This is a genomic window from Solwaraspora sp. WMMD792, assembly GCF_029626105.1.
In the GTDB taxonomy this organism is placed as follows: Bacteria; Actinomycetota; Actinomycetes; order Mycobacteriales; family Micromonosporaceae; genus Micromonospora_E.
The window spans coordinates 6482976-6502931 of record NZ_JARUBH010000009.1; the positions used below are offsets into that span (position 1 = coordinate 6482976).

19 protein-coding genes and 1 pseudogene are annotated in these 19956 nt (G+C 71.5%); 14 read left to right on the top strand and 6 right to left on the bottom strand.

What is annotated here, in order from left to right:
- Positions 1-57: 57 nt before the first annotated feature.
- Complete coding sequence (nhaA, locus tag O7629_RS30150; protein ID WP_278173547.1) at positions 58-1446, top strand: Na+/H+ antiporter NhaA; 1389 nt, start codon at positions 58-60, stop codon at positions 1444-1446.
- A 54-nt stretch (positions 1447-1500) separates the two neighbouring features.
- Here the strand turns inward: nhaA and O7629_RS30155 are convergent, their stop codons facing one another.
- Positions 1501-3159, bottom strand: a complete 1659-nt coding sequence (locus tag O7629_RS30155; protein WP_278174731.1) for an ABC-F family ATP-binding cassette domain-containing protein — start codon at positions 3157-3159, stop codon at positions 1501-1503.
- Positions 3160-3199: 40 nt separating this feature from the next.
- On the opposite strand from O7629_RS30155, the gene O7629_RS30160 reads away from it, so the two are divergent.
- The 3 genes from O7629_RS30160 to O7629_RS30170 all read left to right on the top strand — a co-directional run bounded on the left by O7629_RS30160 (position 3200) and on the right by O7629_RS30170 (position 4760).
- Positions 3200-3952, top strand: coding sequence for an ROK family protein (locus tag O7629_RS30160; RefSeq protein WP_278173548.1), 753 nt, complete (start codon positions 3200-3202; stop codon positions 3950-3952).
- A gap of 185 nt (positions 3953-4137) precedes the next feature.
- Positions 4138-4509 (top strand): tetratricopeptide repeat protein, encoded by a 372-nt coding sequence (locus O7629_RS30165; RefSeq protein ID WP_123607363.1) that lies wholly within the window; start codon positions 4138-4140, stop codon positions 4507-4509.
- Positions 4506-4760 carry a Smr/MutS family protein gene (locus O7629_RS30170; protein WP_123606272.1) on the top strand — a complete coding sequence of 85 codons (255 nt, stop codon included), beginning with the start codon at positions 4506-4508 and terminating at the stop codon, positions 4758-4760. Before O7629_RS30165 ends, O7629_RS30170 begins: the two co-directional genes overlap by 4 nt.
- Positions 4761-4812: 52 nt before the next feature.
- On the opposite strand, the gene O7629_RS30175 is transcribed toward O7629_RS30170, so the two are convergent.
- The gene (locus O7629_RS30175) at positions 4813-5421 is read right to left on the bottom strand and encodes a TetR/AcrR family transcriptional regulator (RefSeq protein WP_278173551.1); all 609 of its coding nucleotides are present in this window, start codon (positions 5419-5421) and stop codon (positions 4813-4815) included.
- A 69-nt stretch (positions 5422-5490) separates the two neighbouring features.
- Between O7629_RS30175 and O7629_RS30180 the strand changes: the two genes are divergently transcribed.
- Positions 5491-6315, top strand: coding sequence for an SDR family NAD(P)-dependent oxidoreductase (locus tag O7629_RS30180; protein ID WP_278173553.1), 825 nt, complete (start codon positions 5491-5493; stop codon positions 6313-6315).
- Here the strand turns inward: O7629_RS30180 and O7629_RS30185 are convergent.
- On the bottom strand, positions 6245-6940 hold the full coding sequence (locus tag O7629_RS30185; RefSeq protein ID WP_278173555.1) for a hypothetical protein: 696 nt from the start codon (positions 6938-6940) through the stop codon (positions 6245-6247). The two genes, O7629_RS30180 and O7629_RS30185, sit on opposite strands and share 71 nt — an antisense overlap.
- Positions 6937-7701, bottom strand: a complete 765-nt coding sequence (locus O7629_RS30190; RefSeq protein WP_278173556.1) for a MerR family transcriptional regulator — start codon at positions 7699-7701, stop codon at positions 6937-6939. The genes O7629_RS30185 and O7629_RS30190 overlap by 4 nt, the downstream gene beginning before the upstream one ends.
- A gap of 465 nt (positions 7702-8166) precedes the next feature.
- Between O7629_RS30190 and O7629_RS30195 the strand changes: the two genes are divergently transcribed.
- The 5 genes and pseudogenes from O7629_RS30195 (at position 8167) to O7629_RS30215 (ending at position 12864) form a co-directional block, all read left to right on the top strand.
- The gene (locus tag O7629_RS30195) at positions 8167-8496 is read left to right on the top strand and encodes a metalloregulator ArsR/SmtB family transcription factor (RefSeq protein WP_278173557.1); all 330 of its coding nucleotides are present in this window, start codon (positions 8167-8169) and stop codon (positions 8494-8496) included.
- The gene (locus tag O7629_RS30200) at positions 8487-9200 is read left to right on the top strand and encodes a cation transporter (RefSeq protein WP_278174732.1); all 714 of its coding nucleotides are present in this window, start codon (positions 8487-8489) and stop codon (positions 9198-9200) included. The genes O7629_RS30195 and O7629_RS30200 overlap by 10 nt, the downstream gene beginning before the upstream one ends.
- 13 nt (positions 9201-9213) lie before the next feature.
- Positions 9214-9327 (top strand): annotated as a pseudogene (locus tag O7629_RS30205) (isoprenylcysteine carboxylmethyltransferase family protein); the annotation flags it as partial.
- Between the two features lie 197 nt (positions 9328-9524).
- Positions 9525-10439 carry a 16S rRNA (cytidine(1402)-2'-O)-methyltransferase gene (gene rsmI / locus O7629_RS30210; protein ID WP_278173561.1) on the top strand — a complete coding sequence of 305 codons (915 nt, stop codon included), beginning with the start codon at positions 9525-9527 and terminating at the stop codon, positions 10437-10439.
- A gap of 208 nt (positions 10440-10647) precedes the next feature.
- Positions 10648-12864, top strand: coding sequence for a glycoside hydrolase family 9 protein (locus O7629_RS30215; RefSeq protein WP_278174734.1), 2217 nt, complete (start codon positions 10648-10650; stop codon positions 12862-12864).
- A gap of 39 nt (positions 12865-12903) precedes the next feature.
- Here O7629_RS30215 and O7629_RS30220 read toward each other — a convergent pair whose 3' ends face one another.
- The gene (locus tag O7629_RS30220) at positions 12904-15321 is read right to left on the bottom strand and encodes a M28 family peptidase (protein ID WP_278173563.1); all 2418 of its coding nucleotides are present in this window, start codon (positions 15319-15321) and stop codon (positions 12904-12906) included.
- 275 nt (positions 15322-15596) lie between these two features.
- On the opposite strand from O7629_RS30220, the gene O7629_RS30225 reads away from it, so the two are divergent.
- The 4 genes from O7629_RS30225 to O7629_RS30240 are packed head-to-tail and all read left to right on the top strand — an operon-like array spanning position 15597 to position 19614.
- Positions 15597-16757 carry a fused response regulator/phosphatase gene (locus tag O7629_RS30225; protein WP_278173565.1) on the top strand — a complete coding sequence of 387 codons (1161 nt, stop codon included), beginning with the start codon at positions 15597-15599 and terminating at the stop codon, positions 16755-16757.
- Positions 16754-18361: a sensor histidine kinase gene (locus tag O7629_RS30230; protein ID WP_278173567.1), complete on the top strand. Its 1608-nt coding sequence runs from the start codon at positions 16754-16756 to the stop codon at positions 18359-18361. The genes O7629_RS30225 and O7629_RS30230 overlap by 4 nt, the downstream gene beginning before the upstream one ends.
- Entirely contained in the window at positions 18361-18810 is a 450-nt protein-coding gene (locus O7629_RS30235) for a response regulator (protein WP_278173569.1), read from the top strand. Before O7629_RS30230 ends, O7629_RS30235 begins: the two co-directional genes overlap by 1 nt.
- 3 nt (positions 18811-18813) lie before the next feature.
- Entirely contained in the window at positions 18814-19614 is an 801-nt protein-coding gene (locus O7629_RS30240) for an inositol monophosphatase family protein (RefSeq protein WP_278173571.1), read from the top strand.
- Here the strand turns inward: O7629_RS30240 and O7629_RS30245 are convergent, their stop codons facing one another.
- Positions 19615-19908 (bottom strand): DUF2218 domain-containing protein, encoded by a 294-nt coding sequence (locus tag O7629_RS30245; RefSeq protein ID WP_278173573.1) that lies wholly within the window; start codon positions 19906-19908, stop codon positions 19615-19617.
- Positions 19909-19956: the final 48 nt, after the last annotated feature.

Here is a 19956-nt window from a genome sequence, read left to right on the forward strand (position 1 = left end):
CAACCAGGACCGGCGTCGCTGTACCTGCTGCACGTACGTGGAGGTGGAGTTCTCTAAATGACCGACCCGACCCCCACCAAGGCCTCCGGATCCGGCGACAAGTCCGGATCGAGTGAAAAGTCGGACTCAACCAGGCCGCCGGAGTCCCGGCGTCCGTTCCAGCTCTCCTCCTGGGCGGAAGCCAAGTTCATCGGCGACGTGCTCCGCACCGAGACCGTCGGCGGCGGGCTGCTGCTGCTCGGCGCGGTCATCGCGCTGATCTGGGCCAACTCACCGTGGGGTGACGCCTACACCGACCTGGGCCAGTTCGTGCCCTGGCCCGGCGGGGCACCGCTGCACCTGGACGTCGACCTGGCGCACTGGGCGGCGGACGGCCTGTTGGCGATCTTCTTCTTCGTGGTCGGTCTGGAACTCAAACGCGAATTCGTCGCCGGTGAACTGCGCAGCCCACGCCGGGCCGCGCTGCCGGTGATCGCCGCGGTCGGCGGCATGGCCATGCCGGCGCTCATCTACGTACTGATCAACCTCAACACCGGCGACAGCGCGCTGCGCGGCTGGGCGATCCCCACCGCCACCGACATCGCGTTCGCCCTCGCCGTGCTCGCCGTCATCGGCTCCCACCTGCCGCAGGGCCTGCGCGCCTTCCTGCTCACCCTGGCCGTCGTCGACGACCTGCTGGCGATCACCATCATCGCGTTCTTCTACACCGAACAGGTCAACTTCCTGGCCCTGGCCGGCTCCCTGCTGCCGCTGCTCGCCTTCGCGCTGCTGCTGCGGTTCGGCAGGACCTGGTGGTGGGCGCTGATCCCACTGGCCGCCATCACCTGGACGCTGATGCACGCCTCCGGCGTACACGCCACCATCGCCGGCGTACTGCTCGGCTTCATGGTGCCGGTGCTGCCCCGCAAGGGCGAGCAGCACGGCATGGCCGAGCACTTCGAACACCGGTGGCGGCCGATCTCCGCCGGCTTCGCCGTGCCGGTCTTCGCCTTCTTCGCCGCCGGGGTGTCGCTGCGGGACGGCGGCATCGGGTCGGTGCTGACCGATCCGGTGGCGATCGGCGTGATCGCCGGTCTGGTCCTCGGCAAGACGATCGGCATCCTGGGCGCCACCGGGCTGATGACCCGCTTCACCCGCGCCGACCTGGGCGGGCTGAAATGGGTCGACCTGCTCGGGGTGTCCCTGCTGGCCGGCATCGGGTTCACCGTCTCGCTGCTGATCGGCGAGCTGGCGTTCGGCGCCGGCAGCGACCGTGACGCACACGTCAAGGCGGCCGTCCTGATCGGCTCGCTGACCGCGGCGCTGCTCGCCGCCATCGTCCTCAGCCGGCGCAACAAGGTCTACCGGCGGATCTCCGAACAGGAACGGCAGGACCGCGACGGCGACGGGATCCCGGACATCTACCAGCAGCTGCCGCAACCGACACCGGACGACGACCGCCGCTGACCCGGAGTGCCCCGGCGGCGCCCCGCAACCCGGTCGTACCCCCTGGTCCTGCCCCTAGTCGAGGGACAGGTCCAGCAGCGACCGGAGTGCGGGGCCGTCGCCGTCCAGCGTGATCCGCCGGGTCAGCCGCACCGACTCCAACATTCGCCGGTCGTGCGTGACCAGCAGCAACGTGCCGGTGAACGACGCCAGCGCCGACTCCAACTGCTCGATCGCCGGCAGATCCAGATGGTTCGTCGGCTCGTCGAGGACCAGCAGATTCACCCCGCGCGCCTGCAGCAACGCCAACGCCGTACGGGTCCGCTCGCCCGGCGACAGGGTGGCCGCCGGACGCAGCACGTGGTCGGCCCGCAGCCCGAACTTCGCCAGCACCGTACGGGCCTCGGCGGGGGCCAGGTCGGCCGCCGCCCGGAACGCGTCCAACACCGGCTCGTCGCGCAGGAACAGTTGGCGGGCCTGGTCGATCTCGCCGACCACCACCCCGGGGCCGAGCCACGACTCGCCCGAGGCCAGCGGCAGCCGCCCCAGCAGCGCGCCGAGCAGCGTCGACTTGCCGGACCCGTTCGGCCCGGTGATCGCCACCCGGTCCGCCCAGTCGATCTGCAGATCCACCGGGCCGAGGGTGAACCCGCCTCGGCGTACCACCGCCCGGCGCAGCACCGCGACCACCGCGCCGGCCCGGGGCGCGGCGGCGATCTCCATCCGCAGCTCCCACTCCTTGCGCGGCTCCTCGACGACCTCCAGCCGCTCGATCATCCGCTCGGTCTGCCGCGCCTTCGCCGCCTGCTTCTCCGACGTCTCGCCCCGCAGGTGGGGGATGAACTTGTCGTTGTCGGTGGCCTTGCGCCGCGCGTTGCGGACGCCTTTCTCCATCCAGGCGCGCTGGGTACGGGCGCGGGTTTCCAGCCCGGCCCGGGTGTCGGCGTACTCCTCGTACGCCTCCCGGGCGTGCCGGCGGGCCACCTCCCGCTCGGCCAGGTACGCCTCGTACCCGCCGCCGTAGTGGTTGACCTGCTGCTGGGCCAGATCCAGCTCGACCACCCGGGTGACCGTACGGGCCAGGAACTCCCGGTCGTGCGACACCACCACGGCACCGGCGCGCAGTCCGGTGACGAACTGCTCCAGCCGGGCCAGCCCGGCCAGGTCCAGATCGTTGGTCGGCTCGTCGAGCAGCACCACGTCGTAGCGGCTGAGCAGCAGCGACGCGAGCTGGGCGCGGGCCGCCTGGCCGCCGGAGAGCGCCGTCGTCGGCTGGTCCAACGTCACCGTCAGACCCAGGTCGGCGACCACCTGCTCGGCGCGTTCGGCCAGGTCGGCACCGCCGAGATCCAGCCAGCGTTCCAGCGCCACCGCGTAGGTGTCGTCGGCACCGGGCTGGCCGGTGGCCAGCGCCTCGGCGGCGGCGTCCATCGCCTGCTGCGCCGCCGCCACCCCGGTCCGGCGGGCCAGGTAGTCGCGTACCGACTCGCCCGGTCGGCGCTGCGGCTCCTGCGGCAGCAGCCCGACGGTGGCGGTCGGCGGGCCGAGCGTGACCGTGCCCGATTCGGGCGTGTCCACCCCGGCCAGGATTCGCAGCAGCGTCGACTTGCCGGCACCGTTCGCGCCGACCAGACCGATCACGTCGCCGGGCGCGACGACGAGGTCCAGCCCGGTGAAGAGCTGCCGGTCACCGTGCCCGGCGGACAGGTCTCTGGCGATCAACGTGGCGCTCATGGCCCGGCGATCGTAGCCGCCGACCGGCAGACTGTGCTGCATGATTTCCACGCTGGCGATCGACTGCGGCGGCGGCGGCATCAAGGCGTCCGTACTCGACGAGGCCGGCACCATGCGGGCCCGGCCGCTGCGGGTGCCGACCCCGTACCCGCTGCCGCCGAAACGCTTCGTCGACACCCTGCGCGGGTTGAGTGACCAGCTGCCGGCGGCCGACCGGGTCACCGTCGGGATGCCCGGCATGATCCGGCACGGGGTGGTGGTCGCCACCCCGCACTATGTGACGAAGGCCGGTCCGCGGACCAAGGTCGACCCGGGACTGTTCGCCGAATGGTCCGGCTTCGATGCCCGTGCGGCGCTCGGCGCCGCCTTCGACCTGCCGGTGCTGGTGCTCAACGACGCCGAGGTGCACGGCGCCGGGGTGGTCGCCGGCACCGGCTGCGAACTGGTCCTGACCCTCGGCACCGGGCTCGGCTGCGCGCTGTTCGACGGCGGCCGGCTCGCCCCGCACCTGGAGCTGTCCCAGGCGCCGGTGCGCTGGGGGCAGAGCTACGACACCTACGTCGGCGAGCACGAACGCCGCCGGCTCGGCGACGCGTTCTGGTCCCGGCGGGTACGCGGCGTCGTCGACGGTCTGCGACCGGTGTTCTGCTGGGACCGGCTCTACCTCGGCGGCGGCAACTCGCGGCTGATCCGGCCCGAGCAGGTGGCCCGGATGGGCGACGACGTGGTGGTGGTGCCGAACACGGCCGGCATCGTCGGCGGCGTACGGGCCTGGACGCTGATCCGACCCTGAGACCGGTCCGACCGCGAGACCGGCCCGACCCCTGAAACCATTCCGGCCCTGACTGGTCTGTGCCGGGTCGTCCTGAATCTGACTGGGTGACCGGCGGATGTCCGGTACGGGAACAGTCGCATTCCGCCGGTGGTTGTGCCAGCGTCAAGGGTGTCGGTGATCGCGACCGGGAAGGTGGGGCGGCCATGGATCTGTTGGAGGAGTACCGCCGGGCGAACCTGTACTTCGAGTCCGGCGATCCATCCGGGGCGGCCCGGTTGCTGGAGCCGATCATCGCCGCCGAGCCCGACAACTCGGCGGTCCGCCAGCTGCTGGCCCGCTCCTACTTCAAGTCTGCGCAGCTCGGCCGGGCCGAGGAGCAGCTGCGCGAGCTGATCGACCGCGACCCGAGTGACCACTACGCCCATCACGTGCTGGGCCGTACCCTGGAACGGCTCGGTCGGCCGTCGCAGGCACTGCGGCACCTGCGGCTCGCCGCCGCCATGCGTTCCGAGCATTCGGACTACCTGGCCGCGCTGCGCCGGGTCGAGGCGAAGGTCAACGGAAGGGCGTCGTGAAGATCAAACTGGACCTGCACGACATCTACAACCGTGGCCAGGACATCGATCGGGCGCTGCGGGGTGTCATCGACGAGGCGGTGGCCAAGAAGGCCACCCTCGTCGAGATCATCCCCGGTAAGGGCTCCGGCCAGCTGAAGAAGCGGGTGCTGCGGTTCCTCGACCAGAAGGACGTCAAGCAGCTCTACCACCGGGTGGAGAAGGACTCGAAGAACTTCGGTCGACTTTTCGTCCATTTTCGATGGAAGTGACTCCGTCGCTGCGCCGGTAGCGACTCGGCCACCGCGCCGGTAGCGACGCCACCTATCGCGGGCTGAGGGCCGCCATCGCCCGGTCGACGTAGTCGGCGAGTGAGTGTTCGGTCGTGGACGCCAGCCAGGCGTGCTGCGCCGCGACCAGGCAACCGAAGGCGGCGGCGGCGAGCGCTCCCGGCGTCGGGTCGTCGGCGGCGTACGGGGCGCCGGCGGCCTCGGCCCGCTCCCGTAGCACCGCGACGACGGCGTGCTGCATGCTCTGCAGCTTGCGCAGGTAGACGGCGAGCAGCGCGGGCGTCTCCAGGATCACCCGCTGGACGGGCTTGCTGACCTGCTGTTGGCCTGACGTGTCTGCTGTGGCGTCCACGATGTCGAACAGCCGGCGTAGCGACGTCCAGACGGGTTCGTCGGCCGGCCGCTCCCGCAGGTTGGCGAGCATGTCGTCGGCACCGAGGTCGAACTTGCCAACGACGATGTCCTCCTTGGTCGGGAAGTAGCGGAAGACGCTGCGTTGGGACATGCCGACGGCCGCCGCGATGTCGTCGATCGTGGTGGCGTCGTAGCCCCGGGACACGAAGAGCTGCAAGGCCGCGTCGGCGATGTCGCGCTGCACCGCTCGGCGGGTGCGTTCGCGCAGGGTCGGTTGCTTTCCAGTCATGATGTGGCCCAGCCTAGCACCGGCCGTCGCAGTTGACAGTAGCTGACAGTTTCGGCGTACAGTGTCGTCATGACCAAGGTGATCGTCATAACCGGATCCAGCGACGGCATCGGTGCCGCGGCCGCCCGCCAGCTGCACAGCGCCGGCCACCGGGTGGTCGTCGTCGGGCGCTCCCCGCGCAAGACCGAGGCCGTCGCCCGCGAGATCGGCGCGGCGCACTTCCTCGCCGACTTCGCCCGCCTCGACGAGGTACGCAAGCTCGCCGCCGAGCTGGACGCCGCGTACCCGCGCATCGACGTGCTCGCCAACAACGCCGGCGGCGTCTTCGGCGACCCCACCAAAACCACCGACGGCTTCGAGCTGACCTTCCAGATCAACCACCTGGCACCGTTCCTGCTGACCCGGCTGCTCATCGACAAGCTGACCGCGTCGCGGGCCACCGTGATCCAAACGTCGAGCGTCGGCGCGCGGCTGGCCGGCAAGCTCGACGTCGACGACCTCAACCTCGACCGCAACTTCGACCCGGTACGCGCCTACAGCGCCGCCAAACTGGAGAACATCCTGTTCACCACCGAACTGCACCGTCGCTACCACGCCGAAGGCATCGCCGCCGCCGCCTTCCACCCGGGCAACGTCGCTACCAGCTTCGGCACCCAGTCGGCGAGCCGGTTGATGCGGTTCATCACCACCAACCCGGTCACCCGGGCCATGCTGACCACCCCGGAGAAGGGCGCCGACCAGCTGGTATGGCTGGCCACCAGCCGACCCGGCATCGACTGGGAGCCCGGCCGCTACTACGAGAAGCGCCGGCCCGCCAAGCGCGTCAACTCCCAGGCGTACGACCCTGAGCTCGCCCGCCGGCTGTGGGAGCGCTCGGAGCAGCTGCTCGGCTGACCGGCGTCGCCGGCACCGGGTCCGTCGACCAGGCCGCCAGCGCGGCTTTCGGGTCGTCGGCGAAGAACCGGATCGTCCGTACGAGTGCGAGCCTGCCCAACGGGCGGACCACCCGCAGCGGCTCGGCCAGCTCGACCACCAGGTTGGTCTGCGCGATCGCCGACACGATCAGCACGTCACCGTCGACCCGGATGGTGCCCTGCTCGTTGTAGTTGCGCACCATGCGGACCTCGGCGACCAGCCGACGGGGCACCCGTACGTCCAGGAACGCGGCGTTGCGGACCCGGATCTCGTCGGGCCCGATCACATGCGGCCGGGTCACGGTCGCGGCGATCACGGCCAATGCGATCAGTACGCCGTACGCGTCGACGATCAGGATCGCGTGCCGCAGCGGGTCCGGGGCACCGATCGCCCGCAGCAGGATCTCCACCGCGACCAGCTCCACGATCGACACCACCAGGAACATCACCATCGTCGACGCCACCGCCCCGGCGTAGGGCACCGCGGTCGCCGACTCCGGTACGTCGTGGCGGCGACGGCGTACCCACAGCCAGAGACTGGCCAGGCCGGCGGCTTCGAAGCCGACCAGCCGGCGCAGCACCACCCCGAGCCGTCGCGCGGTCATCGTCGGCCTCGCAGCCGGGCGACCAGCAGCCGGAACACTTCGGCCTGGGCGGGGGAGAGCTCACCGGCGATGGTGGTCAACCACTGGATACCTGCCGCGTCGCCCGCGTTCGCGACGATCGCCTCGGTCATCTCGGCCGGCAGGAAGCCTTCCAGGTCGGCGGCGAGCGACGCCACCCGTACGTCGGTCGGGTCGGCGTCGGCGATCTCGTCAAGCCGCCGGTAGAACTCCTGCGTACGGGCCAGCGTCGCCGGCTCGGTCAGTGGCCGGAACAGCGCGCTGAACTCGCTGCGGTGCTCCGGCCCGACCCCGGTGTCCAGCAGCGCCAGCATCTCGCGGTCCAGGGCGGCGAACGCCGAGCCGTCGGTCGGCAGCTGACGCAGCACCGCCGCCATCTCTTCGGAGACTGTGGCATCGGCGTCCAGCTCGTCGAGGTTCTCGCCGGCGGCCAGCAGTACGGCGAGCCGTTGCCGTCTGCTGGCGATCGCTGTCTGCTGGCGGGCCAGGTCGGCGTCCAGCTCGGTGAGCACCTCGCGCAGCTCCCGGCCCTGGTCGTCGGCGAGCACGTCACGAATCTCGTCGAGCGAGAGCCCCAACTCGGTCAACCGGCGTACCCGGGCCAGCGCTACCGCATCCCGCAGCCGGTACTCCCGGTAGCCGTTGGGCAGCCGCTCCGGCTCAGGCAGCAACCCGAGATGGTGGTAGTGGCGCACGGTCCGGGTGGAGATCCCGACCAGCGCGGCAAGCTCGCCGATTCGCATGCCACCAGTAGAAACGTTGCCGCTACGACAAGGTCAAGCAACGTGCGGCGCGGTCACGCATCCGCCGTGCAGGCGTCCTGCAGTTCGCGGAGGTGGTGGTGGTCGGTCGCGTACCACTTCAGCGAGGTGAGGCTGACGCACGTCAAAAAGCGAAATGACGTGCGTCAGCCTCACCTCGATCGGCCCGCTGCCGACGCGACGACAGACCGGGTCCGCACAGGACAAGTCGATAACGCCAAGCATCCTTGATGCACGCATAGCGTGATCCCGAGAAGGCTGGGCGGCTGGTTCGGCTTGATGCCGGAGACGCATCAAGATGCACCTGTGGCATCAGGCCAGCGGAGCCACCCTGCTCCGGAGCAACCCGAGCGGCCAGTTCAGCCCAGGTCGGCCCAGGTCAGCCAGAGCGACCGGGGCAACGGTTCAGTCTTTTCTTTATTCAGCAGCTGATGTACTGTCGCGGTCGTGGAGACGCTGACCTACGGGCAGGTGCTGGCGCGGTTCGGGCACGCTTTGTCCGACCCGGTGCGGGCCCGGTTGCTGCTCGCGCTGCGCGACGGCCCCGGCTATCCCGCCGAGCTGGCCGACCTGCTCGGCACCAGCCGGCAGAACCTCTCCAACCACCTGGCCTGCCTGCGTGGCTGCGGCCTGGTCGTGGCGGTGCCCGAAGGCCGGCGGTCCCGCTACGAGTTGGCCGACCCCCGGCTCGCCCACGCCCTGGGCGACCTGCTCGGCCTGGTGCTGACCGTTGACCCGGCGGCCTGCCCGACCGCTGACACCGACGGCTGCTGCTGATGTCCGCCCAGCTGCCGCTCATCCCGATCGGCCCAACCCGACCGTCCGAACAGAACCAGCTGACCGGGCATTGCGGCCCGGCCCGGCCGTCCGCCGTCCGGCAGGCGACGCTCGCCCGGCGGATCCGATGGTTCGTCGCCGCCACCATCACCTACAACGTGATCGAGGCGATCGTCGCGATCAGTGCCGGCACCGTCGCCTCCTCCACCGCGCTCATCGGGTTCGGCCTCGACTCGGTGGTCGAGGTGGCCTCCGCCGCCGCGGTCGCCTGGCAGTTCACCGGCGCCGACCACAAACGCCGCGAACGCCGGGAACGCGCCGCGCTGCGGGTCATCGCCGTATCGTTCTTCGCCCTCGCCGGCTACGTCGGCGTCGAATCGGTACGGGCACTGCTGGGCGCACACCGCCCGGACCACTCCACGGTCGGGCTGATCCTCGCCGCGCTCTCCCTGGCGGTCATGCCCGTGCTCTCCACCGCGCAACGCCGCGCCGGGCGGGAGCTCGGCTCGGTGTCGGCCGTCGCCGACTCCAAACAGACTTTGCTCTGCACCTACCTGTCCGCCGTCCTGCTAGTCGGCCTGGCGGTCAACTCGCTGTTCGGCTGGTGGTGGGCCGACCCGGCAGCCGCCCTCGTCATCGCCGCCGTCGCCGTCAGGGAAGGCCGGGAGGCCTGGCGCGGCGACACCTGCTGCTGCACGTCCTAACGGAGGAACAGTGATCGCCGGCTTCGCTCTCGTCCTCTACCTGCTCGCACTCGCCATCGCGTTCGGCTGGCGTAGCGTCGTCCAATGGCGGCGCATCGGTGACACCGGGCTGCGCCTGGACGCGGGCCGGCCCTGGCGGTCGCGGGTGCCGCGCTGACCCTTGCCGCCCAGCAGCAGATGAGAGCGTCGTGGCGGGATCCGGTACGCGGCCCGGGTCGGCCGGTTCCTGCCCGGCGTCGGCGGCTGGCGACCGCGCTCGGGTTGACCACCGCCGGGCTGACCGCACCGTCGGACCACGGCCGGCCGGGTGGCTACCATCGCCGGGTGAATGAGGCAGCCGACGGAAACAGGGGCGACCAGAGTCACCCGGGTAACCAGGGCGAGCAGCGGCGCGGCACGCTGTCGGTGGTGCCGACGCCGATCGGCAACCCGCGCGACATCACCCTGCGGGCGCTGGACGTGCTGCGTACCGCCGGGTTGGTCGCCGCCGAGGACACCCGGCGGGCCAGGCGGCTGCTCGACGCGCACGACATCGACGTCCGCATCGTCAGCTGTTACGACCACAACGAGCAGGCCCGTACCGCCGAGTTGATCTCCGTGCTGAACGCCGGCACCGACGTCGCGTTGATCTCCGACGCCGGTACGCCGCTGGTCAACGACCCTGGCTACCTGGTGGTCGGGGCGGCGTTGGCCGACGGGCTGCGGGTCGACCCACTACCCGGGGCGAGTGCCGCGCTGAGCGCCCTGGTCGGCTCCGGGCTGCCGGCAAACCGTTTCCTGTACGTCGGCTTCCTGCCCCGCAAGTCGGCGGCGCGGCGCACCGCGTTGACCGAGCTGGCCCCGTTGGCCGCCACGTTGATCTTCTTCGAGGCGCCGCACCGGGTGGTGGAGATGCTCGCCGACGTACGCGAGGTGCTCGGCGACCGGTCGGCGGCGCTGGTGCGCAACTTGACCAAGTCGCACGAGGAGTGGCTGCGCGGCCCGCTGTCCCGGGTGCACGCCGACCTGGCCGGCCGCGACGAGGTCAAGGGCGAGATCACCGTGGTGGTGGAGGGCGTACGGCGGGGTGGGTCGACCAACGGCGGCGTCGGGGCCGGCGGCCTCGACCCGGACCGGGTGATCGAATTGCTGCTCGGTGCCGGGCTGGACACCCGGACGGTACGGTCGTTGGCCGGCCAGTTGACCGGGCTGGCCCGCAACGAGGTCTACGACCGGGTGTCGGCGCTGCGTCCGCGCTGAAGGCGCCTGCATAGATCTATTGACATGCTCGAAACACGCTGAGAATATTCGAGTACTGCGGGTGGGAGCGCTCCCATCCGCTGCTTTCGATGCACGACCGCTGACGCGGCGCGCCGGGCAGAGCCTCGCCCGCGCCGCACGACCATCGAAAGGACCCGGCGTGTCGATACTCTCCCGGCGGCGGACCGTTCCGCTCGCCGTCACCGCAGTGGCGGCGCTGACCGCCACCGCACTCACCGCCGCTGTTCCCGCCCACGCGCAGGACGAGGCACCCGAACAGATCGTCAACGGCACCTTCGACGACGGCCACGCCCCCTGGTGGGGCACCCCCAACATCACCCTCGACTCCAGTAGCCAGCAGCTCTGCGCCGACATTCCAGGCGGCACCGTCAACCCCTGGGACGTGATCATCGGCCAGGACGACGTCCCGCTGGTCGCCGGTGAGACGTACGAATACAAGTTCTTCGCCACCGCGACCCCCAACAAGATCGTCCGGGCGTTGATCCAACTGCCGGTCGATCCGTGGACCCAGTACATGGCGGCCAACCCCGAGGTCAGCGTCTCCGGCAACAACTACACGTTCACCTTCACCGCGCCGACCGACCTGCCCAACGCGCAGGTGGCCTTCCAGATCGGCGGCAGCGCCGACCCGTGGCGGTTCTGCCTCGACGACGTCTCGCTGCGCGGCGGGGCGGAGCCAGAGGAGTACGTGCCGGACACCGGACCCCGGGTACGGGTCAACCAGGTCGGCTACCTGCCGAAGGGGCCGAAGAACGCCACCCTCGTCACCGACGCCACCGACCCGCTGCCCTGGAAGCTGTACGACTCAGGCGGCAAGGTCGTCGTCAACGGCAAGACCAAGCCGCGCGGGCTGGACGAATCCTCCGGCCAGAATGTCCACTCGATCACGTTCAGCCGTTTCGTCCGGCCCGGCACCGGCTACACCCTGGTCGCCGACGGCGAGACCAGCCACCCGTTCGAGATCGGCACCACCTTCTATACGCAGCTGCGCGCCGACGCGCTGAAGTTCTACTACACCCAGCGCAGCGGCATCGAGATCCGCGACGAGCTGCGGCCCGGCTACGGCCGCCCGGCCGGGCACGTCGGCGTCGCACCCAACCAGGGCGACCTGGAAGTGCCGTGCCAGCCCGGCGTCTGTGACTACACGTTGGACGTCTCCGGCGGCTGGTACGACGCCGGTGACCACGGCAAGTACGTCGTCAACGGTGGCATCTCCGTCTACCAGCTGATGAACGAGTACGAGCGGTCCCTGCGGGTGCACCAGGGCAAGCCGTGGTTGCAGCGTGACGGCGTGCTGGACCTGCCGGAGAGCGGCAACAAGCTGCCGGACATCCTCGACGAGGTGCGCTGGCAGCAGGAGTTCCTGCTCAAGATGCAGGTCCCGGCCGGGCAGCCGCTGGCCGGCATGGCCCACCACAAGATCCACGACGCCGCGTGGACCGGGCTGCCGCTGCTGCCGCACCTCGACGCCCAGCTGCGGGAGCTGCACCCGCCGTCGACCGCCGCCACGCTCAACCTGGCGGCCACCGCCGCCCAGGCGGCGCGGGTGTTCGCGCCGTACGACGAGGCCTTCGCCGACCGCAACCTGAACGCGGCCCGCACCGCGTGGGCGGCGGCCCTGGCCAACCCCGAGAGGTACGCCGACCCGGCCGACGCCACCGGCGGCGGTCCCTACGACGACGTCGACGTCACCGACGAGTTCTACTGGGCGGCCGCCGAGCTGTACCTGACCACCGGGGAGCGGGAGTTCCGCGACTTCGTGCTCGCCTCGCCGCACCACACCGGTGACATCTTCGAGGAGGGCGCCTTCAGCTGGCAGTGGACCGCGCCGCTGGGCCGGATGGCGCTGGCCACGACGCCGAACAGCCTGCCGGGCTGGTGGCAGGTGCGGGCGTCGGTGATCGAGGCGGCCGACCACTACCTGGCCACGCTCAAGGCCCACCCGTACGGCATCCCGTACGCCCCGGCCGGCAACATCTACGACTGGGGTTCGAACAGCGTCGTCGTCAACAACGCGATCGTGATCGCCACCGCGTACGACCTGACCGGCAAGGAGAAGTACCGCGACGGGGTGCTGCAGACGATGGACTACATCTTCGGCCGCAACGCGCTGAACATGTCCTACGTCACCGGCTACGGCACGGTGTCGTCGCAGAACCAGCACTCCCGCTGGTACGCCCGGCAGCTCAACGCGGACCTGCCGAACCCGCCGCGCGGCACCATCGCCGGTGGTCCGAACTCGTCCATCCAGGACCCGGTGGCGCAGCGGCTGCTGACCGGCTGCGCGCCGCAGTTCTGTTACATCGACGACATCGAGTCCTGGTCCACCAACGAGCTGACCATCAACTGGAACGCGCCGTTGGCCTGGATCGCGGCCTTCATCGTCGACCAGGGCCGCGGCTGATACCCCTCCGCCGCCCGGGCGTACACCGGGCGGTGGAGGTCAGAACGTGTAGGTCCGGGCGACGGTCACCAGTTCGCTGGTGTGTGAACCGGCCACCCCGACCCCGGTCGGCCGGGGGGTGAAGCCGGGCAGGTCCGCCAGGCCGTCGCTGCCGTCGGCCACCCGGATCCGGACCGGGCCGGCGGCGGCGTTCGCGCCGTCGCCGGCCCGCAGCACCAGCACGACCTCCAGCCCCTGCGGCGGCGGGGCGTGGAACACCGTCCCGAAGCTCCACCCGTCACCGGACGAGGTGCCGGTCGGCTCGACCGGCACCTCCCGGCCGGCGACCGTCGCCGACACCACCTCCGGCCCGCCGGCCGCCACGTGCAGCCCCACCAGCCGGACCGGTCGCTGCTGCAGCAGCCGCAACCGCAGGGTACGCAGCCCGTCGGCGGCCACCCCGCTGTCGTCGAGCAGGTCCAGCGCCGGGGCCGGCAGATCCGCCGCCTCGGCCGGCCCGGTACGCAGTGGATGGTCGCCGATCAGCGGGAACTCGTCCGCCACCGAGGCGGTCTGGTCCACGTACCCGGCGGTCCACGGCTGCGGCCGGGTCTCCCAGCTCAACCAGCGGGCCTCGCCGGTGTCGGTGTCCAGCGCGTACATCAGCTGGGTCGGCACCGGATGGTCGGCGTCGAACCGGTCCCCGACGAAGCCGACGACGGTGAGCACCAGCGCGGCGAGCCCGGCGGCGACCGCCGGCACCGGCCCGGCCCGGCGGGCCCGGATCGCGGCGACGCCGCGCTGCCCGCCGGCCTGCGGTAGCAGCAGGTCCAGCACCGGCAGCGCGGCCAGCGCCAGCAGCGTCGCGACGAACGCGGCGGCCGCGCCCAGGCCCATGCCCAGCGCCGGGAAGAGCAGCACTACCGTCGGCGCCAGCAACAGCACGCCGACCGTCGCCCCGGCGGCCAGCGCCACCACCGGCCACGGGCCGGTGATCCGCAGCGACAGGGCGACCAGGCAGCCGGCGGTGCCGGCCAGCGCCGGCAGCGTCGCCAGGTAGGACCCGCCGGGGGCGAGGGCGGCGAGCAGCAGACCGAGCAGGGCAAGCCAGGCCAGTCCACCGACGGCCAGCGCCGCCGGGCCGACCCGCCGCCGCAGCAACGCGTACCAGGTGAGAATCACGGCCGTGGTCAGCGCCAGCACCGCCAGCCGGTACGGCACCGGCCGGTACGGGTCGAGCAGGTCGGCGTACTCCGGCCGGAGCCGGACCACGACGGTCCACAGCAGCTGCGCGGCGACCGGCGCGGCGACCAGCGGGATCGCCGCCAGCCCGAACCCGGCGGCGAGCCGTGGCCAGTCGGCCCGGCCGCGTCGCCGGGTCGCCCAGGCCAGTACGCCGACCCCGACGGCGGCCAGCACCGCCAACGGCCAGGTCAGTGTGCCGGAGTAGCGGGCCAGCCCGAGCGGGGTGGGAAAGTAGGTGGCGTCGGAGTCGCCGGCCAGCGTCGGGATGTCCGTCGCGCCGAATCCGCGGGCCAGGCCGAGGGCGTTGTCGCCGTGGTGCTGCAGGCTGGCCAGGTCCATCGACGCGGGAGTGTCCTGCGGGGTGTGGTAGATGGCCGATCCGTCGATGTACGCCGAGTTCAGCCCGGCGAAGCCGGCGTCCAGGAACGGGGTGAAGTCGGTGTCGTTGGGCAGCAGCCGGTAGACCTCGACGGCGAACGACGTGCCGATCGGGTGCGGGGCGGCGCGGCCGAACACGTCGACCAGGGCGGCGTTGTCGCGGGACGTCTCGAAGGTGACCACCGGCCCGCTGCTGCCGCGCGCCTCCAGGTTGAGCACCACGGTGTCGTCGGCGTCGGCCAGCGGGTGCCCGGCGACGAACGCCGCCGCCCCGCACAGGCAGGCCTCCTCGGCGTCGGTGAACAGCAGCACGACGTCGTTACGCGGCCGGTCACCTTCGGTGATGGCGCGGGCCACCTCCAGCAGGGTGCCGACGCCGGCGCCGTCGTCGTTGGCACCCGGACTGACCTGGACCGAGTCGTAGTGGGTGACCAGCACGACCCGTCCGGTCGGGTCGGTCCCCGGGATCTGGGCGACCACGTTGCGTACCCGGGCCAGGGTGGCACCGTTGGCCGCGCCGCTGAGCTGCCCGGCCTCGACACCGACCGCGTCCTGGGTCTGCGGGGCCAGCCCCAGCCCGGTCAGCGTGTCGACCAGGTAGTCGCGGACCTCGTCGTTGGCGGCGCTGCCGCTCGGGTGGGGCCGCTGCGCGATCCGTTCGATGTGTCGGTGGGCCCGCGCGGCGCTGAACTCGCTGGCCGGCGCGTTGGCGCCGCGTGGCGCGGGTGGGCGCAGGTCGACCAGCGCGACGGTGGCCAGCAGGCCGAGGGCGGCCAGCGCGGCGAGCGCGGCGGCCGGCCGCCGTCGGGGGCGGGCGAACGCCCGGTGGGCGGCGGCGACGAGGGGTACGCCCATTGGTGCTCTCCTGCGCTGCGGGGGTCGGGGTGCCTACATCCTGCCCAACACGGGCCGGCCGGGTCACCAGGCATCGGCCGGGTGGCCTAGTTTGTGAATGTTCCCGTGGTTGTGTGCCCTGGTCGGCCGGGAGACGATCAGCGGGTCATCGAGAAGGAGCCCACCATCGATACTCACCTGGCGCGGCGGCGGACCAGCGGCAGGCCGGCATGACCGGTTCGTCACTCGTTCCGCCCCGTTCCCATCCTCGGTCCGAGCCGGGCCCGCCGGTTGCTGTGACGCCGGCGGAGCGGCTACGGGTGCTGCTGGTCGAGGACGACGAGGGCGACGCGTTCCTGGTCGGCGAGTTGCTGGCAGAGGCGCAGGCGGCGGTCGACCTGGTGGTGGCGAACAGCCTGAACCAGGCCCGGGAGCGGATCGCCGGGGTCGACTGCGTCCTGCTCGACCTGGGGCTGCCGGACGCGCAAGGGCTGGACGGCCTGCGCCGGGTGCTCGGCGTGGCCGGCCGGGCGGCGGTCTGCGTGCTCACCGGCCGGCAGGACGAACACCTCGGCATCGACGCGGTCGCCGAAGGCGCCCAGGACTACCTGGTCAAGGGCCAGGTCGACGGGGTTCTGTTGAGCCGCGCCCTGCGGTACGCCGTCGAGCGTAAACGGGCCGACGAGAACGCCCGCCGGCTGCGCGAGGTCGAGCTGCGGCAGGCCGAGTCGGCCCGGCTGGAGCGCGGCCTGCTGCCGCAGCCGCTGATGGACACCGACGAGGTGTCGGTGCACACCTTCTACCGGCCGGGTCGGCACGCCGCGCTGATCGGCGGTGACTTCTTCGACGTGGTGCAGACCACCCCGGAGCGGATCGACCTGATCGTCGGCGATGTCTGCGGGCACGGCGTCGACGAGGCCGCGTTCGGGGTCGAGCTGCGGGTCGCCTGGCGGGCGCTGGTGTTGGCCGGGGTGCCCGACGACGCGGTGTTGCCGGCGCTGGAGCAGGTGCTGATGAGCGAGCGCCGGCTGCGGGAGATCTTCGCGACGGTGGCCGCGATCCGGCTGGATCTGGCCGCCAACCGGGCCACTGTACGGTTGGCGGGACATCCGCCGCCGCTGTTGTTCCGCCACGGTCAGGTCGTGCCGGTGCCCGCCCCGGGCGGCCTGCTGCTCGGCGTCCACCCCCGCCCGCCCCGCGCCTTCGATGTGGAGTTCGACGCCGATGAGTGGTCCCTGTTGATGTACACCGACGGTCTGATCGAGGGGCGGCTCGGCGACTCCGACGAACGGCTGGACGTGGCCGGCCTGCAACGGCTGGTGGCCGAGCCGGCGGCCCGGGACGTGCCGCTGCCGGCGCTGCCCGGCTGGCTGGTCGGCCGGGCCGAGGAGATCAACGGCGGCCCGCTCGCCGATGACGTGGCGATGCTGCTGGTCAGCCGGGGCGGTGGCCGGTGACCGTACGCCCGATCGGCCGGTTGACGCTGCGCGCCCGGGTGACGCTGCTCTGCGTGGTGGTGGGCGGCCTGCTGGCGGTGCTGGCCGGCGGCGCGGCCCTGGTCGCCCGGGCCAACCAGGACCACATCGACACCATCCTGACCCAGGTCGGCCCGCTGCGGGCCGACGCGGAGAGCCTGCTGACCGTGCTGGTCGACCAGGAGACCGGGGTACGCGGCTACGCCGTCTCCGGTGACCCGGCCGATCTCGAACCGTACCGGCAGGGGGTGGTGCAGGAACGGCAGTTGATCGACCACATGCTCGGGCTGCTCGGCGCGGACGACCCACTGCGCGACCAGATCGAGGAGATCGCCGACCAGTCGCGGCAGTGGCGGGACCGGGTCGCCGAGCCGGCGATTGCCGCCGTCGAGACGGACGGGACCACCGCCGGGCAGGCGCTGCTCGACGGCGCCGCCCGGCAGCGGTTCGACACGTTGCGGACCGGCGTAGACCAATTGCAGACGGACATCCTCGCGGTGCGTAACCAGGTCGCGGCGGACGCCCGGGGGACCAGTCGGACGCTGGCCGGTCTGCTGGTCGTGGCGGCCGTGGTGGTGGTACTGGCCGGGGTGGTCCTGCTGATGTCGCTGAACCGCCTGGTGATCGGCCCGGTCACCGGTCTCGCCGCGCAGGTGCGGCAGGTGGCCAACGGCGAATACCACCGGGACATCGCCAACGTCGGGCCGCCGGAGCTGGCCGCGCTGGCCAGCGACGTCGACGGCATGCGCCGCAAGATCGCCGCCGATCTGGCCGAGGTGCGCGAGGCCCGGGAACGGGTCGAGTGGGTGAACAGCCAGCTGCAGAAACAGGCCGAGGAGCTGGTCCGCTCCAACCGTGACCTGGAGCAGTTCGCCTACGTGGCCTCGCACGACCTGCAGGAGCCGCTGCGCAAGGTGGCCAGCTTCTGTCAGCTGCTGCAGCGCCGGTACGCCGGTCAGCTGGACGCCCGCGCGGACCAGTACATCGCCTTCGCGGTCGACGGCGCGCAACGGATGCAGCGGCTGATCAACGATCTGCTGGCGTTCTCCCGGATCGGCCGGATGACCTCCGGCTTCACCGACGTCGACCTGAACAAGGTGATGACCGACGTGGCCAGCCAGACCGAGGCGAGCCGGGAGTACGCCGGTGGCGAGCTGACCTGGTCGCAGCTGCCGGTGGTCCCCGGCGAGGAGCCGCTGTTGACGAATCTGCTGGTCAACCTGGTCAGCAACGCGTTCAAGTTCCGCCAGCCCCAGGTGCCGCCCCGGGTGGAGATCTCCGCTCGTGAGCTGGCCGGCGAGTGGGAGATCACCTGCCGGGACAACGGCATCGGGATCGAGGCCGAGTTCGCCGACAAGATCTTCGTGATCTTCCAGCGGTTGCACTCGAAGGACGCCTACCCGGGCACCGGGATCGGGCTGGCGATCGGCAAGAAGATCGTCGAGTACCACGGCGGCCGGATCTGGGTGGACACCCAGGTCGACGAAGGTACGGCGATTCGTTTTACGCTTCCGATGACCGCCCGCCCGGACCCGGTGTCCGCCGCGTCGGCCGACGGCGGCACCGAGAAGGAGGCGATGGCGTGATGACCGAACCGGACGGCACGAGCCCGATAGAGGTGCTGCTGGTCGAGGACGACCCGGGTGACGTACTGATGACCCAGGAGGCGTTCGAGGAGCACAAGGTCCGTAACCGGCTCACCGTCGTCTCCGACGGCGCCGAGGCCCTGGCCTACCTGCGCCGGGAGGGCAAGTACGCCGATGCGGTGCTGCCCGACCTGATCCTGCTCGACCTGAATCTGCCCCGGCGCGACGGCCGTGAGGTCCTCGAGGAGATAAAGAAGGACGACGAGTTGGGCCGGATCCCGGTGGTGGTGCTCACCACCTCGCAGGCCGACGAGGACATCCTGCGCTCCTACCAGCTGCACGCGAACGCGTACGTGACCAAGCCGGTGGACTTCGAGCGGTTCATCGCGGTGATCCGGCAGATCGACGAGTTCTTCGTCAGCGTGGTGAAGCTGCCCCCGCGCGGCTGACACATGATCGACGAGGTGGGTGAGCTGCTGCGGGAGGCGGCGGCGCGGGCGGTGCTGCCCTGGTTCAACCAGCTGTCCGCCGAGCACATCACCGAGAAGGCCCCAGGTGACCTGGTCACCGTGGCCGACCAGCAGGCCGAGGAGGTCATCGCGGCCGGGCTGCGTCGGCTGGCGCCGGGTTCGGTGGTGGTCGGTGAGGAGGCGGTCGCCGTCGATCCGCGGCTGCTGCGTCGGCTGGGCGACGCCGGCCGGGTCTGGCTTGTCGACCCGATCGACGGTACGGCGAACTACGCGGCCGGCCGTCGGCCGTTCGTGATGATGGTGGCCCTGCTCGCCGGGGGTGAGCCGGTGGCGAGCTGGATTCTCGATCCGGTGGCCGGGTCGCTGGTGACGGCCGAGCGCGGGTCCGGTTGCTGGGTGGACGGGGTACGGCTGGAACAGCCGTCGACCATGCCACCGGTGGGCCGGCTGCGCGGGGCGGTGCCGCTGGAGTATCTGCCGGTGCCGGTGCGGGCTGCTGTCGAGGCCGGCGGTGACCGGGTGGGTGCGGTGCTGCCGGGGCAGCACTGCGCCGGCCGGGAGCACTGGGACATCGCCGCCGGGGAGCAGGACTTCGCGGTGTTCTGGCGGACCCTGCCGTGGGACCACGTGCCGGGCACGCTGCTGGTGCGGGAGACCGGCGGCGTCGCGATGCGGCTGGACGGCAGCCCGTACGACTTCACCGACGACCGGTCGGGGCTGCTGGTGGCCCGGACCGACGCGGCCTGGCAGGAGGTACGGGCGGCGCTGCTGCCGGCCGAGTGATCATCGGCCGCCGGCCGGCTGCCAGTCGACGGCCAGGCTCTCCCGGGCACCGGCGCGTTCCAGGTGTTCGCCGACGAGGTACTCCACCCGGGCGAGCCCGATGTCGTCGTCGCTGTCGGCGTGCAGCGTGAGACTGTCGTCGGTGGCGTCGATCCGGCAGGTACCGAAGCCGAAGTCGATCAGCCCCTGGTCGGCGGTCCATTTGACCGGTACGGCGGTGGCGAAATGTTCGCACAGCCGGGTCAGGTGGCGTTGCGACCGTGGGGTCCGGACGTGAGCCTCGGAACGTGGCACCGAAATCCTCACTGGAGACTGTGGATAAGGTTAGGCTAGCTTAATTTA

Bases quoted from the DNA above. Each gene is read 5' to 3' on its own strand.
- nhaA (WP_278173547.1), top strand. From the start codon at position 58: ATGACCGACCCGACCCCCACCAAGGCCTCCGGATCCGGCGACAAGTCC.
- O7629_RS30155 (WP_278174731.1), bottom strand. From the start codon at position 3,159: ATGAGCGCCACGTTGATCGCCAGAGACCTGTCCGCCGGGCACGGTGAC.
- O7629_RS30160 (WP_278173548.1), top strand. From the start codon at position 3,200: ATGATTTCCACGCTGGCGATCGACTGCGGCGGCGGCGGCATCAAGGCG.
- O7629_RS30165 (WP_123607363.1), top strand. From the start codon at position 4,138: ATGGATCTGTTGGAGGAGTACCGCCGGGCGAACCTGTACTTCGAGTCC.
- O7629_RS30175 (WP_278173551.1), bottom strand. From the start codon at position 5,421: ATGACTGGAAAGCAACCGACCCTGCGCGAACGCACCCGCCGAGCGGTG.
- O7629_RS30180 (WP_278173553.1), top strand. From the start codon at position 5,491: ATGACCAAGGTGATCGTCATAACCGGATCCAGCGACGGCATCGGTGCC.
- O7629_RS30185 (WP_278173555.1), bottom strand. From the start codon at position 6,940: ATGACCGCGCGACGGCTCGGGGTGGTGCTGCGCCGGCTGGTCGGCTTC.
- O7629_RS30190 (WP_278173556.1), bottom strand. From the start codon at position 7,701: ATGCGAATCGGCGAGCTTGCCGCGCTGGTCGGGATCTCCACCCGGACC.
- O7629_RS30220 (WP_278173563.1), bottom strand. From the start codon at position 15,321: ATGGGCGTACCCCTCGTCGCCGCCGCCCACCGGGCGTTCGCCCGCCCC.
- O7629_RS30235 (WP_278173569.1), top strand. From the start codon at position 18,361: ATGACCGAACCGGACGGCACGAGCCCGATAGAGGTGCTGCTGGTCGAG.
- O7629_RS30240 (WP_278173571.1), top strand. From the start codon at position 18,814: ATGATCGACGAGGTGGGTGAGCTGCTGCGGGAGGCGGCGGCGCGGGCG.